The sequence below is a fragment of the Streptomyces mobaraensis genome (genome assembly GCF_020099395.1).
In the GTDB taxonomy this organism is placed as follows: Bacteria; Actinomycetota; Actinomycetes; order Streptomycetales; family Streptomycetaceae; genus Streptomyces.
On sequence record NZ_CP083590.1, the window covers coordinates 1,635,600 to 1,650,420 of the forward strand.

Genomic DNA, 14,821 nt, shown 5'->3' on the forward strand with positions numbered 1-14,821 from the left:
CAGGGGCACCTGGCGAGCGGGTCCACCTGGCCGGCGGCCGTCAGCCGGAAGTGCCGGCCGGGTGCCCGGCGCACAGCTCGGCGACGAGGTCCCGGGCGTAGCGCTCGTCCGTCCCGGGGACGGAGAAGACCACGCGGAAGTAGAGGGGTGCGACGACGCGGTCGAGCACCCGCTCCAGGGAGGGCGGCGTCTCCCCGCGGCCGGCGGCCGCCTCCAAGGGGGCGCCGAAGCGGGCGCTGACCCGTTCCAGGCAGGCGCGGAGGCCCGCCCTGCGCTCGTCCACGTCCGGCGCCACCTCGGCACGGAAGAACGCCACGCCTCCCGGCCGGGAGAGGTCGGCGAGCGTCCACACCGCCGCCCGCTCCAGGTCCTGGCGGAGGTCGCCGAGCAGCTCGGGCGCCTCCTCCTCCTGGCGGCTGTCCGCCACGTCCGCGAGCAGGGCCGAGGTCGTCCCCCAGCGCCGGTACACCGAACTGGGGTGGACGCCGGCGCGGCGCGCCACCGCCGGGACGGTCACCTTGTCGGCGCCGATTTCCCCGACGAGATCCACCACCGCCTGGTGGACGGCGGAGCGGATGCGGGCGCTCCGGCCGCCGGGGCGGCTGTCTTTGCTTTTGGCGGTCATCCCTCCACCTTAAAGCAAAGGATTGCGCTTTAGCGCCTCGCCTGCTTGAGTGGAATTAAAGCGAAGTTCATCGCCTTAACCGCAGCATCTCCGTGGAGGAGCCATGTCCCCGTACGAGACCGCCCACCGGCTCGGTGTCCGTTTCCACGCCTTCCTCAGCGCCGGCGACTGGGCCGGTATCCGAACGCTGCTCACCGACGACGCCACCTGGACACTGCCCGGCGACAACGCGATCTCCGGCACGGCGGAGGGGGCCGACGCGGTGGTGGAGCGGGCCGAGAAGATCGCGTCCTACGGCGTCGACTTCGAGCTGCTGCACATCCTCGTCAGCCGCGAGAACATGGCCCTGTCCCTGCACAACACCGCCCGCCGGGGCGACGTACGACTGGACGAACACCTGTCCACCGTCTGCCGTCTGCGCGACGGCAAGATCGCGGGGATCGAGACGTACCTGTCGGATGTCGACGGGATGAACGCCTTCTTCGTCTGAGCCGCTTCACTCCGCGTCGCTTCGTCCGCTGTCCCCGCCTCCCCCGTCAGCACCTCACCCCCACCGCCACCTCCCGGTGAATCGGCACCCCGGCCCCCCGCAGCGGCGTCCCCGACCCGCCCCTGCGTACCGCGACGATCTCCGCCGCGATCGACAGGGCCGTCTCCTCCGGCGTCCGGCCGCCCAGGTCGAGACCGATGGGCGAGCGGAGGCGGGACAGCTCCGCCTCCCCCAGCCCCGCCGCGCGGAGGCGGGCGAGGCGGGCGTGGTGGGTGCGGTGGGAACCCATGGCGCCGACGTAGGCGAGGGGGAGGCGGAGGGCGCGGACCAGGAGCGGGATGTCGAACTTCTCGTCGTGGGTCAGGACGCAGACGGCCGTGCGCGGGTCCAGGTGGCGCTGCCCGTCCAGGTAGCGGTGCGGCCAGTCGACGACAACCTCGTCCGCGTCCGGGAAGCGGGCGCGGGTGGCGAACACCGGGCGGGCGTCGCACACCGTGACGTGGTGGCCGAGGAACTTCCCGACGCGTGCCAGCGCCGCCGCGAAGTCGATCGCGCCGAAGACGATCAGGCGCGGCGGCGGGACGCTGGTCTCGATCAGCAGCTCGGCCGGCCGGCCGCAGTACGCGCCGTCGGCGACCGGCGTCAGGACGCCCGTACGGCCGGTGACCAGGAAGGCGGCGGCCTCGTCGGCCGCCCGCCGGTCGGCCGCCGGCGCCGTCGCCCGGTCGTCCGCCGTCGCCCGGTCGTTCGCCAGCGCCCTCGCCCGGTCGTCCGCCGTCGCCGTCGCCGCGCCGAGCGATCCCGAGAAGGCGCCGTCCGGGCGGACCAGGAGGGCGCCCGGTTCCGCGGCGGACAGGGAGCGGACCAGCGCCACGGCCTCCCCGCCCGCCGCCGCCGACAGCGCCGCCTCGTACACGCCCCGCCAGGGGTCCGCCGCCCGGACCGGCGTGATCAGGACCTCGATCACGCCTCCGCACGTCAGCCCCACCGCGAACGCGTCCTCGTCCGAGTAGCCGAAGCGCTCGCGCCGGGCGGAGCCGCTCTCCAGCGCCTCGCGGCAGAGCTCGTAGACGGCGCCCTCGACGCAGCCGCCCGAGACCGAGCCGATCGCCGTGCCCGCCGCGTCGACGGCGAGGGCGGCGCCCGGCTGTCTCGGGGCGCTGCCGTGGACGGCGGCGACGGTGGCGACGGCGAAGTCGCGGCCCTCCGCGCACCAGCGGTGCAGGTCTTCCGCGAGGTCCAGCATGACGGGTACCTCCTTCCTCTCGCTTCCTCTCGGCGTTGCCGGTCCCTATGTGACGCCCAGCCAGTTCTCGATGGGGTGCAGCGCGAAGTAGACCGTGAAGACCGCCGTCAGCACCCACATGAAGGCTCCCGGCTCCCGCCACCTCCCTTCGGCCGTTCTGATCGCGGTGTAGGCGATCACCCCCGCGCCGACCCCGGCCGTGATCGAGTACGTGAACGGCATGAGGACGACCGTGAGGAACGCGGGGACGGCCACCGCCCGGTCGTTCCAGTCGATGTGCCGCGCATGGCTCATCATCATCGCGCCGATGACCACCAGCGCCGCCGCCGCGACCTCCCCCGGGACCATCCGGGTGAGCGGGGTGAAGAAGAGGCAGGCGGTGAAGAGGAGGCCGGTGACGACGGACGACAGTCCGGTACGGGCCCCTTCGCCGACACCGGTCGCGGACTCGATGAACACCGTCTGGCCCGACGCGCCCGTGACGCCGCCGATCGCTCCGCCCGCGCCGTCGACGAGCAGCGCCCGGCTGAGCCCGGGCATCCGGCCGCGGTCGTCGGCGAGTCCGGCCTCCGTGCCGACGCCGATGATCGTGGCCATCGCGTCGAAGAAGCCGGCCAGGACGAGGGTGAAGACGATCACCCCGACGCTCAGCGCGCCGAGCGAGCCCCAGCCGCCGAAGGAGACGTCGCCGAGGAGGGAGAAGTCGGGCAGGGAGACGGCGCTGCCGTGGAGTTCGGGGGCGCCGGACTGCCAGGTGCCGGGGCCGGGGTCGGCGACGGCGTTGACCGTGACGGCCAGGACGGTGCCGGTCACGATGCCGATGAGGATGGCGCCCGGGACGTTCCGCGCCTGGAGCATGAAGACGATCAGCAGCGTCACGCAGAAGACCAGCACGGGCCAGCCGGCCAGCTCGCCCGCCGGGCCGAGGGTCACCGGCCCGCCGCCCTTGGCCGCGTGCACGAACCCCGCCTTCACCAGACCGATGAGGGCGATGAACATCCCGATGCCGATGGTGATGGCGTGCTTGAGCGCCAACGGGATGGCGTTCATGACGAGTTCGCGCAGCCCGGTGAGGACCAGCAGGACGATGACGCCCCCGTACAGCACGCACATGCCCATCGCCTGCGGCCAGGTCATGTGCGGGACCACCTGGCTCGACAGCACCCCGGAGACGCCGAGCCCGGCGGCGAGCGCGAGCGGGACCCTGCCGACGACGCCCATGAGCAGGGTGCAGACGGCGGCGGCCAGCGCGGTCGCCGTGATGAGGGCGGCGTGGCCGAGGGTGTGCCCGGACGCGTCCTTGCCGGACAGGATCAGCGGGTTGAGCAGCACGATGTAGGACATCGCCATGAACGTGGTGACGCCGCCGCGCACCTCGCGGGCGGGGGTGGAACCGCGTGCCGAGATCTGGAAGTACCGGTCGAGCCGGGCGAGCCGGGACCTGCCGGCCGGGGGACACGAGCCCGCGCTCGCGCCCGCGGCCGTGGCCGCCGGCTCCACGGATGGCTGCGTCATGGTGTCTGCCTGCTCCTTGGATGCCGGGCGGTGCGATGCCGGTGGGGTTGTGGGGGGGTGGGGGGTTGTGGGGGGGTGGGGGGTTGTGGGGGGCGCCCGCCTCGGCCGCTCTCAGCCCCCCGTCAGATGCTCCGGCCGCACCGGCACCCTCCGCAGCGCCAGCCCCGTCGCCTGCCGGATGGCGGCCACGACGGCGGGGGTGGAGGAGAGCGTCGGCGCCTCCCCCACGCCCCGCAGCCCGTACGGCGCGTGGGGGTCGGCGAGTTCGAGGACGTCGACGGGCATGGCCGGGGTGTCGAGGATGGTGGGGATGAGGTAGTCGGTGAAGGAGGGGTTGCGGACCTTCCCCGTGACCGGGTCGACCGCGATCTCCTCCATGACGGCCAGCCCCAGCCCCTGCGTGCTCCCGCCCTGGATCTGCCCGGTGACGGAGAGCGGGTTGAGGGCCTTGCCGACGTCCTGCGCGCAGGCCAGTTCGACGACCTTCACCAGGCCCAGTTCCGTGTCCACCTCCACCACCGCGCGGTGGGCGGCGAAGGAGTACTGGACGTGGCCGGTCCCCTGGCCAGTGCGGAGGTCGAACGGTTCGGTGGGCCGGTGCCGCCACTCCGCCTCCGCCTCGACGGGCTCCTCGCCCTCCAGGACGTCCGCGAGGGCCGCCAGTACCTCGCCCCCGTCGGTGACGATCTTGCCGTCCTCCAGCAGGAGTCCGGCGGTGGCCCAGGCCGGGTGGTACGTGCCGAACTTCGTCCGGCCGAGTACCAGGACGCGCTCGCGGACGGTCGCGCAGGCGTGCCGGACGGCGCCGCCCGTGACGTACGTCTGGCGGGACGCGGACGTGGAACCGGCCGATCCGACGCGGGTGTCGGCCGGGTGGATGGTCACCCGGGAGACGCCCAGTTCGGTCCGGGCGATCTGGGCGTGGACGGTGACGCCGCCCTGCCCGACCTCCGCCATCGCCGTGTGCACGGTGGCCACGGCCTCCCCTCCGGCGTACTCCAGCCGCACCCGTGCCGTGGAGTAGTCGTCGAAGCCCTCCGAGAAGCCGACGTTCTTGATGCCGACCGCGTAGCCGACCCCGCGCACGACCCCCTCGCCGTGCGTGGTGTTGGCGACCCCGCCGGGCAGCGCCCGCAGGTCGGGAGCGCCGCCGGCGGTCTCCCACTGCCGCTCGGGCGGCATCGGCATCGCCTGGACGCGGCGCAGCAGTTCGGCCACGGGGGCGGGCGCGTCGACGGGCTGCCCGGTCGGCATCACCGAGCCGTGGGACATGGCGTTGCGGCGCCGGAATTCGACCGGGTCGAGGCCGAGTTCGGCGGCCAGCCGGTCCATCTGCGCCTCGTAGGCGAAGCACGCCTGGACGGCACCGAAGCCGCGCATCGCGCCGCAGGGCGGGTTGTTGGTGTAGAGGGCCAGCGCCTCGACGTCGACGTTCGGGCACTCGTACGGTCCGACGGCGAGCGAGGCGGCGTTGCCGACGACGGCCGGGGACGACGAGGCGTACGCGCCGCCGTCCAGGACGATGCGCGCCGTGACGTAGAGGAGCCGGCCGTCGCGGTCGGCGCCGTGCTCGTAGCGGAGCTTGGCCGGGTGCCGGTGGACGTGCCCGAAGAAGGACTCGAACCGGTTGTAGACCATCTTCACCGGCCGGCCGGTACGCAGCGCGAGCAGGCAGGCGTGGGCCTGCATGGACAGGTCCTCGCGGCCGCCGAACGCGCCGCCGACGCCGGACAGCGTCATCCGCACCTTGTCCTCGGGCAGGCCGAGGACGGGCGCGATCTGCCGGAGGTCGGCGTGCAGCCACTGCGTGGCGATGTACAGGTCGACGCCGCCGTCCTCGGCGGGCATCGCGAGGCCCGACTCGGGCCCCAGGAACGCCTGGTCCTGCATGCCGACCTCGTACTCGCCGGTGACGACGGCCACCGCCCGGGCCTTCGCGGCGGCGACGTCGCCGCGCCGGACGGGCTGCCGGTGGACGATGTTGGGGTGCGGGACGTGGGCCGCGTGACCGTCCGTGCGGCCGGGGTGGAGGACGGGCGCGCCGGGGGCCGTCGCGCTCGCCTCGTCGGTGACGACCGGCAGTTCCTCGTACGCGACCCGGATCTTCGCGGCGGCGCGGCGGGCGGTCTCCGGGTGGTCGGCGGCGACGAGCGCGACCGGTTCGCCGTGGTGGCGGACGACGCCGTCGGCGAGGACGGGGGTGTCCTGGAGCTCCAGCCCGTAGCGGGTGGCGGCCGGGAGGTCGTCGTGGGTCAGGACGGCGTACACACCCGGGGTGGCCAGGGCCTCGGCGGCGTCGACGGACAGGATCCGGGCGTGGGCGTGCGGGCTGCGCAGGGTGTGGCCCCAGAGCATGTCCTCGTGCCACAGGTCGGAGGCGTAGGCGAACTCGCCGGTGACCTTGAGCGTGCCGTCGGGGCGGAGCGTCGACTCCCCGATGCCGCCGCGGGTGCGGCTGCCCTGGGTGAGCCCGGCGGCGGCGAGCCGACCGCGCCGTCGCGAGCCGGAGGCCGCGGGGCCTCCGGGGGCCGGGGCGTTCGCGGCGGGGGCGTTCGGGGCGGGGGCGTTCGCGGCGGAGGCGTTCGCGGGGGCGTTCGTGGCGGGGACGCCGGCCGGGTGGTCGTCTGCGGGTGTGCCGTCGGCCGAGTCGCCACCGGGAGCGGGCATCGACGGACGCGGGCCGGCCGTGGCCCCATCGGCCGTGCCTGTTCCGGTGAGGCGCCCGACAGCCATCGGCCGGCACCCCGCCGATTCGCCGACCGCACGCGCGCCAGCCGTCCTCGCAGCGCCAGCCGTCCTCGCAGCGGCAACCGTCCTCACAGCGGCAGCCGTCCCCTCACGAGGTCCCACGCCGGAGGACATCGCCCCGGCAACCGTCCGCTCAGGCAAGAGTCGTTCACGCACGGCTCAGCCCTCCCGTCCCATTCGGCCGCTCGCGTCACTGGCGTCGTCCCCGCCCCGCGCAGCGGCGAGGCGTACCGCGTCGAGGATCTTCTCGTAGCCCGTGCACCGGCAGAGGTTGCCGGAGAGGGCCTCGCGGATGTCCGCGTCGGACGGGTCCGGGTCGCGGGCCAGCAGGTCGTCGGCGGCGACGAGCAGGCCGGGGGTGCAGAAGCCGCACTGCACGGCGCCCGCGTCGACGAACGCCTCCTGCACCGGGGAGAGGTGCCCGTCCGGTACGCCCGCGCGGGCGGCCAGGCCCTCGACGGTGACGACGTCGCGTCCCTCCGCCTGACCCGCGGCGACCAGGCAGGCGCAGACCGGGACGCCGTCCAGGCGGACCGTGCACGAGCCGCATTCGCCCTGCTCGCAGGCGTTCTTGGAGCCCGGCAGGCCCAGGCGCTCACGCAGGACGTAGAGGAGGCTCTCGCCCTCCCACACGTCGTCGGCCCGCCGCTGCCGGCCGTTGACCGTCATGTTCACGCGCACAGCTCGTTCCCCTCTCCCGTCTCCCCCGTCGTCCCGTCCGTGTACTGCCGCCACGCCCAGCCGAGCGTGCGCCGGGCCATGACCCCCACCGCGCGGCGGCGGTAGGCCGCGCTGCCGCGCACGTCGTCGATGGGGTTGCAGGCGGCCGACGCGAGGGCGGCGAACTCCTCGGCGGCTGCGGCCGATACGGGCCGGCCGGTGTCCCAGCAGCGGCCCTCGTCGAGGGCGGCGGCCAGGAAGTCCTCCGCCGCCCGCGCCCGGACGGGCGTCGGCGCCGCCGAGCCGATGCCGGTGCGGACGGTCCGGGTGTCGGGGTGCAGGGCGAGGCCGAAGGCGCACACGGCGATGACCATCGCGTTGCGCGTGCCGACCTTGGCGAACTGCTGCGGCCCGGCGGCCTTCCGGATGCGCACGGCACGGATCAGCTCGTCGGGGGCGAGGGCGTTGCGCTTGACGCCGGTGTAGAAGGCGTCGACCGGTACGAGCCGGGTGCCGCGCACCGACTCCGCCTCCACCACGGCGCCCGCCGCGAGCAGCGCGGGGTGGGAGTCGCCGGCCGGGGAGGCGGCGCCGAGGTTGCCGCCGACGCTGCCGCGGTTGCGGATCTGCGGCGAGCCGACGGTGCGGGCGGCGAGGGCGAGGCCGGGGAGCGGGCCGGACAGTTCGGTGATCACCCGGGCGTACGGGACGGCGGCGCCGAGGCGGACGTCGGGTCCGTCGGTCTGCCATGCGTACAGCTCGCCGATGCGGGTGAGGTCGAGGAGGTGGCTGGGGCGGCGGTGGTCGAAGTTGATCTCGACCATCACATCCGTGCCGCCCGCCAGAGGCACCGCCGCGGGGTGCTCGGCCTTGGCGGCCAGCGCGTCCTCCCAGCGGTCGGGGCGCAGGAAGTCCATGGGCGTTCTCTTCTCGCTCTGGTCCCGCCGCCGGGCCGTGGCCCGCCCGGCCCACCCGGTCCGCCATCGCCCGTCGCCCGCCGCCCGGCCCGCCTCTGCCGGCCGCCCGGCGGCGGGCGGACACGGCCGTACAGGACGGCGTGGGGCGGCGCGGGGGTGGTGCGGGGACGGTCCGGGGACCGTGCTTGGGCCGTTCGGACGGCTCCGGGCGGGTCGGTCGTGGGGGAGGTTTCGGGTGGGGGCCGGCGCCGGGTCGATGCCGCGTGCAGCCAGTACACAGAGGCTTCACCGGAAGGGAGCAGTCACCGAAACCATGAAGCGGTTGGCTGGTCACGCACACCGTCTTGTAGATTCGAACGAAAGGCGGAGCACGGAAACCTCACGGCTTCGCACCGGTAACACGACAACACACGAGAAAGATCGGCGGCGACCCACCATGCGGCTGCGCGCACTGCTGGAGACCGACGCGCTGGGCCTTCGTCTGCTCGGTGGCGAGGACGAGCTCGACCGCACCGTCCGCGGCGTGATGACGACCGATCTGCGCGATCCGAGCCGCTACCTCTCGGGCGGCGAACTGGTCCTCACCGGCCTGGCCTGGCGCCGGGAACCGGCCGACTCGGAGCGTTTCGTCCGCATCCTGGCCTCCGCCGGGGTGGCCGGACTCGCGGCGGGCGAGGCGGAGATCAGCTCCACGCCGGACGACCTGATCGAGGCGTGCGCCCGGCACCGGCTGCCGCTGTTCTCCGTGGACGAGACGGTGTCGTTCGCGTCCATCACCGAGCACGTCGTCCGGCAGGTCTCCGGCGAGCGCGCCGGCGACCTGGCCGCGGTCGTGGACCGGCACCGCCGGCTGATGACCTCGGGCCCGGCGGGCGGCGGCCCGGAGGTCGTCCTGGACCTGCTCGGCTCGGACCTGGACCTCCGCGCCTGGGTCCTGTCCCCCACCGGCCGCCCGATCGCCGGTTCCTCGCTCGCCGGTGCGGGGCCGGCGCTGTCGCCCGACGTCAGCGCCGTGCTGGCGGGCGAGCACCTGGCCGCGGCCCGCTCGGGCCGCCGGGGCCCGCACCGGGTGACGGCGGGCGGCGCCACGTACTCCCTGTTCCCCATCCGCGGCACGTCCGCCGGCCCGGCCGACCCGCGCGAGACCGTCCTCTCGGACTGGCTGCTCGCCGTGGAGGCCGACGCCGGTGACTGGCCGGCCGAACGCCTCGACCTGCTGCACGGCGTCACCCAGCTGATCGCCGTCGAGCGCGAGCGGCGCGAGGCCGCCCGCACGGTCCGCCGCCGGCTGGCGCAGGAGGTGCTGGAGCTCGTCCAGTCGAACGCCGCGCCGGCCGAGATCGCCGCGCGGCTGCGGGTCGCCGCGCCCGTCCTGATGCCCGGGCCGGGCGCCGCCCCGCACTGGCAGGTCGTCGTGGCCCGCGTGGAGTGGACCGACGGCGAGACGGCCGCCGCCCTCCCGGCCGGGCCGATCGCGCAGAGCCTGCTGGAGGAGGCGCTGGTCGCCCCGGACGCGACGGGCACCGAGCCGTCCGAGCGGATCGCCGTCGCCCACACGGACGACGAGGCCGTCGCCCTGGTGCCGCTCCCCGCGGCCCCGGCGGCTCCGGCCGCGACCGCGGCTCAGACGGCCGCCGACGAGGACCGGCAGGCCGGTGCCGGTGCGGGCACCGGCTCTGGCTCTGGCTCCGGCCTGCACGCCGACGCGCTGCTGGCCGCCGTCCGCGCCCCGCTCTCCCGGGGCCTCGACGGCGACGGCCGTCTGACCTTCGGCGTCAGCGCCGCCGTCCACTCGGCGGAGGGCCTGCGCGGCGCCCTGGAGGAGGCCCGGCACGCCCGCCGCGTCGCCGCCGCCCGGCCCGGACGCGTCTGCGCGGCCGGCCACCAGGAGCTGGCCTCGCACGTGCTGCTGCTGCCGTTCGTCCCCGACGACGTGCGCCGCGCGTTCACCGCCCGGCTGCTCGACCCCCTGCGCGAGTACGACAACCGGCACCGCGCCGAGCTGATCCCGACCCTGGAGGCGTTCCTCGACTCCGACGGATCGTGGACGCGCTGTGCGACGCGGCTGCACCTGCACGTCAACACGCTGCGCTACCGGGTGGGCCGCATCGAGCAGTTGACCGGGCGCGACCTGTCGCGGCTGGAGGACAAGCTGGACTTCTTCCTGGCGCTGCGGATGAGTTGAGGGGGGTGACGGGTTTCGTGGACTTCTCAGTCCGGCGCCCGCCGCTCCCCCCGGACCAGTCCGAGGTCGGCGTAGACCGTCGCCCGTGACACGCCGAGCCGTTCGGCGACGACCAGCGCCGAGCGGCTGAGCCGGAACACCCCGCGGGCGTCCAGCGCCTCGATCACCCGGAGCCGGCCCTGCCGCGAGTCGTGGGCCAGCGGCCGGCCGAGCCGTTCCTCCTCCTGTTCGATCACGGCGGTGACGACCTCGCCGATGTCGTCCGAGAACACCGTCGTGGCCGCCGGTGCGGCGTCCGCCGTGCCGACCAGGGCGGCCATCGCCTTGGCGGCGAGCCGGAGTTCGGTGATGTCGAGGTTGACGCAGAGCGACCCGAAGACGTGCCCGGAGCCGTCGCGCAGCAGGAGGGTGGACGACTTCACCGTGCGCCCGTCGGGCGTCTTGGTGACATAGTTCAGCTTGTCCCGCGCGGTGTCGCCGCGCGCCAGCATCTCCAGCCCGATCTCGCTCATGGCCCCGCCCACGGACCGCGACGTGACGGATCCGGCGAGGGCGACGACGCTGGCGTCGGGGGTCCGGTAGTCGTGCAGCACCACCTCGCACTGGGGGCCGAAGGTGGCGGCGAGGCCGTCGACGACCGGGCGCAGGGCCCGGAGCACGGCGTCGGCGGTGCCGTCCGCGACCTGCGGGGCCTGCAGGGCGGCCGCGTTCTCGTGAGGCGGGTGTGTGGATGGGGGTGCCGGCGGCTCTGGTGCCGCCGGTCGTCCCGCCGATGCCTCTGATCCCGCCGATGCCTCTGATCCCGCTGATGCCGGTGATGTCATCCCTGCCTCCGCACGCCCATCGGCTTCGCCGGACCGTCCGATCCCGTCCCGCGCGTCCGGAACGAGACTAGAAGTACGTCATCGGGGTGACGTGCTTCAACCCTTGACGAACTGTCCAGATCACTGGACACTCTGCCTGGGTGGGGAGTTGACCATGGTTGTCAAGACTCTTGTGGTGCACATGATTTGTGCGCGGACTGTCCATGGTTTCGACGGGACACCGGACTGCGGAAAGCGTGCGGACGGTGCGCGGACACGCGTCGGCGGCGTGGGAGGAAGGCGCCCGGCGCAGGACCGTTCGTACGCGGCGGCGGGGTGGCCGCACCGCTTCCGCTCCCCCGCCTTGTGCTGCATGAGGAGGACACGAGGAGGAGAGGCACGATGCGTTTCCCGGCCGATGGGCCCTCCGGCCCGTTCCGTCCCCACGCCCCGAACGACCCCTCGGTTTCGCCCGACTCGTACGGCCCGGACGCCCCATGCGGCACGGTACGGCTGCGCTGCACCACCTGCGGGCGCCGGCACGCCCTCGCCGACCTGGCCTGGCGGTGCGCCGACTGCCACGGCCTCCTCGACGTCCACGGCTTCACACCCGCCATGCCCAACGCCGTCGAACTCGGCCGGCGCCCGCCCACCCTGTGGCGGTACGCCGAGGCGCTGCCGGTGCCGGGGCCGCCCCGGATCAGCCTCGGCGAGGGCATGACCCCGCTGATCAGCGCGCCGGGCCGGCCGGACGTGCTGCTGAAGGCGGACCACCTGATGCCCACCGGTTCGTTCAAGGACCGCGGCGCGGTGCTGCTGGTGGCGCTGGCCGCCCGGCTGGGCGTACGGAAGGTCATGGCGGACAGCAGCGGCAACGCGGGGACGGCGGTCGCCGCCTACGCGGCCCGCGCGGGCCTCGCCTGCGAGGTGTACGTCCCGGCGGCCACCTCCGAGGGCAAGGTGGCCCAACTCCGCGCGTACGGCGCCGAAGTGCACCGGATCGAGGGCTCCCGCGAGGACACCGCCACCGCGGCGGCCCGCGCGGCGGAGGAGCCCGGGACCTTCTACGCCAGCCACGTGTACCACCCGTTCTTCCCGCACGGCACCAAGACCTACGTCTTCGAACTGTGGGAGCAACTGGGCGGCCGGCTGCCCGGCACACTCGTCCTCCCGGCCGGGAACGGCACCCTGGTGCTCGGCGCCCGCCTCGGCTGCCAGGAACTCCTCGACCAGCGGCTGATCGACCGCCTGCCCGCCATCACGGCGGTGCAGGCGGCCGGTTGCGCGCCCCTCGCACGCGCCGCCGCGCTGGGCGGCGAGGTGCCGGAGCGCATCACCGCCGAGCCGACCGTCGCCGAGGGCATCGCCATCGCCCGGCCGGCCCGGGGCTCCCAGGTCCTGCGGGCGGTACGGGAGACGGGGGGCACGTTCGTGACGGTCCCGGAGGACCGGATCGTCGCGGCCCACCGCGAACTCGCCCGCCACGGGCTGTACGTGGAGCCGACGTCCGCCGTCTGCTGGGCGGCGCTGCAGGAGGGGCTGGTGCCGGAGCACGCGGTGGAGGGCGACCGCCCGTTCGCCGTGGCGCCGCTGTGCGGGAACGGGCTGAAGGCGAAGCCGCCGGAATGAGTGGGGGGGCGGGCCGCTCCCGGTATGCGCGGTCAGCGGGTGGTGGTCCGCAGCCTGCGGCCCGTGGCTTGCGGTGTTCCCCGTCCCACCACGAGCCGCCTGTCCGCCCCCGTCCCCCGACGGGCCGCCCGTCCACTCCCCGTCCCGCGACGGGCCACCCGTCCGAGGATCCATGCTCGTCGTGCCCGCCATACCCACTCCGCCCACCCCGCCCACCATGCTCGCTCTCCCCACCGTCCTCGCCCTGCCCACCGCGCACGCGCTCCCCGGGCTGCTCTCCGCCTTCGTCCCGCTCTGGGCCCTGACCGCGGTCGGCTACCTGGCCGGGAGGACAGGGCTGCTCGGCGCGGACGCGGAGGAGGTCCTGGGGCGTTTCGTCTTCAACATCGCCACGCCGGCCGCCCTGTTCACCCTCCTCGCCCGGGCCCCGCTGGCCGGCTTCGCGAACGCCTCGATGCTCGCCTTCGCGGCCGGCACCGCCGTGGCCCTCGCGCTGGGCGCGGCCGCGTCCCGCCGGCTCTTCCACCGCAAGCCCGCCGAGCAGGCGGTCGGCGGGCTCGTCGCCGGCTACGTCAACTCCGGCAACCTGGGCATCCCCGTCGCGGCGCAGGTCCTGGGCGACGCGTCGGTGGTGGCGCCGGTGATCCTGTTCCAGGTGCTGGTGGTGACGCCGCTGATGCTGGCGGTACTCGGCGCCGGTACGGGCGAGGGCCGCCGACGCGCCGGGCACGCGCTCCTGGCGCCCGTACGCAACCCCATCGTCCTGGCCGCCGCCGCGGGTGCCGTCTTCTCGGCCGCGCACTGGCGGCTGCCGGGCGCCCTGGACGGCTCCTGCGACCTGCTCGGCCGGGCGGGCGTCCCGACGGCGCTGGTCATGCTGGGCCTGTCGCTGCACGACCGAGGCCGCCGCCCGGACGCCGGGACGGCAACCGCCGCGTCGTGGGCGGAAGCAGGGGTCGCCGTCCTCCTCAAGACCGTGGCCCAGCCGGCGACGGCCTACGCCACCGGCCGCTTCGCCCTCCATCTCCCGCCCCACCAACTCCTCGCCACCGTCGTCTGCTCGGCCCTCCCCACCGCGCAGAACGTCTACGTCTACGCCCGCGAGTACGGCGCGGCCACCGCCCTCGCGCGGGACGCGGTGGTCGCCTCGACCCTGGTCTCGATGGCGACGCTGTCGGGGTTCGCGCTGCTGCTCGCGCCGGGCGGCTGAGGGGGGCAGGGCCCGGGCCGCGCCCCCCTAACGCGTGGTGAACGCGCCTCCGTTGACGTGAATCGTCTGCCCGGTGATGTGCCGGGCTCCCGGCGAGGCGAGGAAGTGCGCGGTCCGGGCGATGTCCTCGACCGTCCCCGGACGCTTGACGTGCGTCTCCTCCACCAGCGCGCGTTCGCGTTCCTCGCTCAGTCCGCCGTGGAAGAAGTTGGTGCCGGCGACGTACCCCGCGGCGATGACGTTGCAGGTGACGCCCTGGGGGGCGAGTTCGGCGGACAGCGAGGCGTTCCAGGCGGCCAGGGCGGCCTTGGCGGCCCCGTACGCGCCGCCCCGGCGCTCGGCGCCGATCGAACCGATGCTGACGACGGAGCCGCCACCGGTGAACTTGTCGCGCACCGAGGCCGTGGTGAGGACGGCGGTCAGCAGGTTCTGCGCCAGGTTCTCCTGCCACTGCGCGAGGAGCGTGTCGAGACCGGGTTCGTCCCGGGCATCCGTCCGGGCCAGCCCGCCGGCGGCGTTGACCAGGACGTCCAGGCCGTCGAGCCGGGCGGCGAGCGCCTCGGCCTGCCGGGGATCGGTGGCGTCGCAGACGACGCCGCGCACCCCCAGTTCCGCGGCGGTGCGCTCGACGGCGTCAGGGGTGCGTCCGGTGATGAAGACCTCGGCCCGGTCGGCGGCGAACGCCGCGGCGACGGCCCGGCCGATGCCGCTGGTGCCGCCGGTGACGAGAACGGTGCGTGTCACGGGATCCTCCTGTCCACTGCTACGTTTAGACCTAAACGTAGCAGTGGAC

12 protein-coding genes are annotated in these 14,821 nt (G+C 74.7%); 4 read left to right on the forward strand and 8 right to left on the reverse strand.

The window, feature by feature from the left end; genetic code table 11:
- Positions 1–40: 40 nt before the first annotated feature.
- Positions 41–625: a TetR/AcrR family transcriptional regulator gene (locus K7I03_RS06825; RefSeq protein WP_185944053.1), complete on the reverse strand. Its 585-nt coding sequence runs from the start codon at positions 623–625 to the stop codon at positions 41–43.
- Positions 626–728: 103 nt separating this feature from the next.
- Between K7I03_RS06825 and K7I03_RS06830 the strand changes: the two genes are divergently transcribed.
- Positions 729–1,115: a nuclear transport factor 2 family protein gene (locus K7I03_RS06830; RefSeq protein ID WP_185944052.1), complete on the forward strand. Its 387-nt coding sequence runs from the start codon at positions 729–731 to the stop codon at positions 1,113–1,115.
- A gap of 46 nt (positions 1,116–1,161) precedes the next feature.
- Here the strand turns inward: K7I03_RS06830 and K7I03_RS06835 are convergent, their stop codons facing one another.
- From K7I03_RS06835 to K7I03_RS06855, 5 genes are all read right to left on the reverse strand, one after another.
- Positions 1,162–2,361, reverse strand: coding sequence for an XdhC family protein (locus K7I03_RS06835; protein ID WP_185944051.1), 1,200 nt, complete (start codon positions 2,359–2,361; stop codon positions 1,162–1,164).
- 45 nt (positions 2,362–2,406) lie between these two features.
- Positions 2,407–3,876 (reverse strand): NCS2 family permease, encoded by a 1,470-nt coding sequence (locus K7I03_RS06840; RefSeq protein WP_185944050.1) that lies wholly within the window; start codon positions 3,874–3,876, stop codon positions 2,407–2,409.
- A gap of 111 nt (positions 3,877–3,987) precedes the next feature.
- Positions 3,988–6,543 carry a xanthine dehydrogenase subunit D gene (pucD, locus tag K7I03_RS06845; RefSeq protein WP_224346931.1) on the reverse strand — a complete coding sequence of 852 codons (2,556 nt, stop codon included), beginning with the start codon at positions 6,541–6,543 and terminating at the stop codon, positions 3,988–3,990.
- A gap of 240 nt (positions 6,544–6,783) precedes the next feature.
- Entirely contained in the window at positions 6,784–7,305 is a 522-nt protein-coding gene (locus tag K7I03_RS06850; RefSeq protein ID WP_185944049.1) for a (2Fe-2S)-binding protein, read from the reverse strand.
- Positions 7,296–8,201: an FAD binding domain-containing protein gene (locus tag K7I03_RS06855; RefSeq protein ID WP_185944048.1), complete on the reverse strand. Its 906-nt coding sequence runs from the start codon at positions 8,199–8,201 to the stop codon at positions 7,296–7,298. The genes K7I03_RS06850 and K7I03_RS06855 overlap by 10 nt, the downstream gene beginning before the upstream one ends.
- 436 nt (positions 8,202–8,637) lie before the next feature.
- Between K7I03_RS06855 and K7I03_RS06860 the strand changes: the two genes are divergently transcribed.
- A complete protein-coding gene (locus K7I03_RS06860; protein ID WP_185944047.1) occupies positions 8,638–10,386 on the forward strand; it encodes a PucR family transcriptional regulator ligand-binding domain-containing protein in 1,749 nt (582 codons plus the stop codon).
- A 26-nt stretch (positions 10,387–10,412) separates the two neighbouring features.
- Here the strand turns inward: K7I03_RS06860 and K7I03_RS06865 are convergent, their stop codons facing one another.
- On the reverse strand, positions 10,413–11,045 hold the full coding sequence (locus tag K7I03_RS06865; protein WP_185944046.1) for a helix-turn-helix transcriptional regulator: 633 nt from the start codon (positions 11,043–11,045) through the stop codon (positions 10,413–10,415).
- A gap of 546 nt (positions 11,046–11,591) precedes the next feature.
- Here K7I03_RS06865 and K7I03_RS06870 point away from each other — a divergent pair.
- Positions 11,592–12,818: a threonine synthase gene (locus tag K7I03_RS06870; RefSeq protein WP_185944045.1), complete on the forward strand. Its 1,227-nt coding sequence runs from the start codon at positions 11,592–11,594 to the stop codon at positions 12,816–12,818.
- Positions 12,819–12,990: 172 nt separating this feature from the next.
- Entirely contained in the window at positions 12,991–14,028 is a 1,038-nt protein-coding gene (locus K7I03_RS06875) for an AEC family transporter (RefSeq protein ID WP_224346932.1), read from the forward strand.
- A gap of 27 nt (positions 14,029–14,055) precedes the next feature.
- Here the strand turns inward: K7I03_RS06875 and K7I03_RS06880 are convergent, their stop codons facing one another.
- Positions 14,056–14,772 carry an SDR family NAD(P)-dependent oxidoreductase gene (locus K7I03_RS06880; protein ID WP_185944044.1) on the reverse strand — a complete coding sequence of 239 codons (717 nt, stop codon included), beginning with the start codon at positions 14,770–14,772 and terminating at the stop codon, positions 14,056–14,058.
- Positions 14,773–14,821 lie beyond the last annotated feature (49 nt).

Excerpts from the sequence above, each read along its gene's own strand:
- K7I03_RS06825 (WP_185944053.1), bottom strand. The coding sequence starts at position 625 with ATGACCGCCAAAAGCAAAGACAGCCGCCCCGGCGGCCGGAGCGCCCGC.
- K7I03_RS06855 (WP_185944048.1), bottom strand. The coding sequence starts at position 8,201 with ATGGACTTCCTGCGCCCCGACCGCTGGGAGGACGCGCTGGCCGCCAAG.
- pucD (WP_224346931.1), bottom strand. The coding sequence starts at position 6,543 with ATGCCCGCTCCCGGTGGCGACTCGGCCGACGGCACACCCGCAGACGAC.
- K7I03_RS06830 (WP_185944052.1), top strand. The coding sequence starts at position 729 with ATGTCCCCGTACGAGACCGCCCACCGGCTCGGTGTCCGTTTCCACGCC.
- K7I03_RS06875 (WP_224346932.1), top strand. The coding sequence starts at position 12,991 with ATGCTCGTCGTGCCCGCCATACCCACTCCGCCCACCCCGCCCACCATG.
- K7I03_RS06870 (WP_185944045.1), top strand. The coding sequence starts at position 11,592 with ATGCGTTTCCCGGCCGATGGGCCCTCCGGCCCGTTCCGTCCCCACGCC.
- K7I03_RS06860 (WP_185944047.1), top strand. The coding sequence starts at position 8,638 with ATGCGGCTGCGCGCACTGCTGGAGACCGACGCGCTGGGCCTTCGTCTG.
- K7I03_RS06835 (WP_185944051.1), bottom strand. The coding sequence starts at position 2,361 with ATGCTGGACCTCGCGGAAGACCTGCACCGCTGGTGCGCGGAGGGCCGC.
- K7I03_RS06840 (WP_185944050.1), bottom strand. The coding sequence starts at position 3,876 with ATGACGCAGCCATCCGTGGAGCCGGCGGCCACGGCCGCGGGCGCGAGC.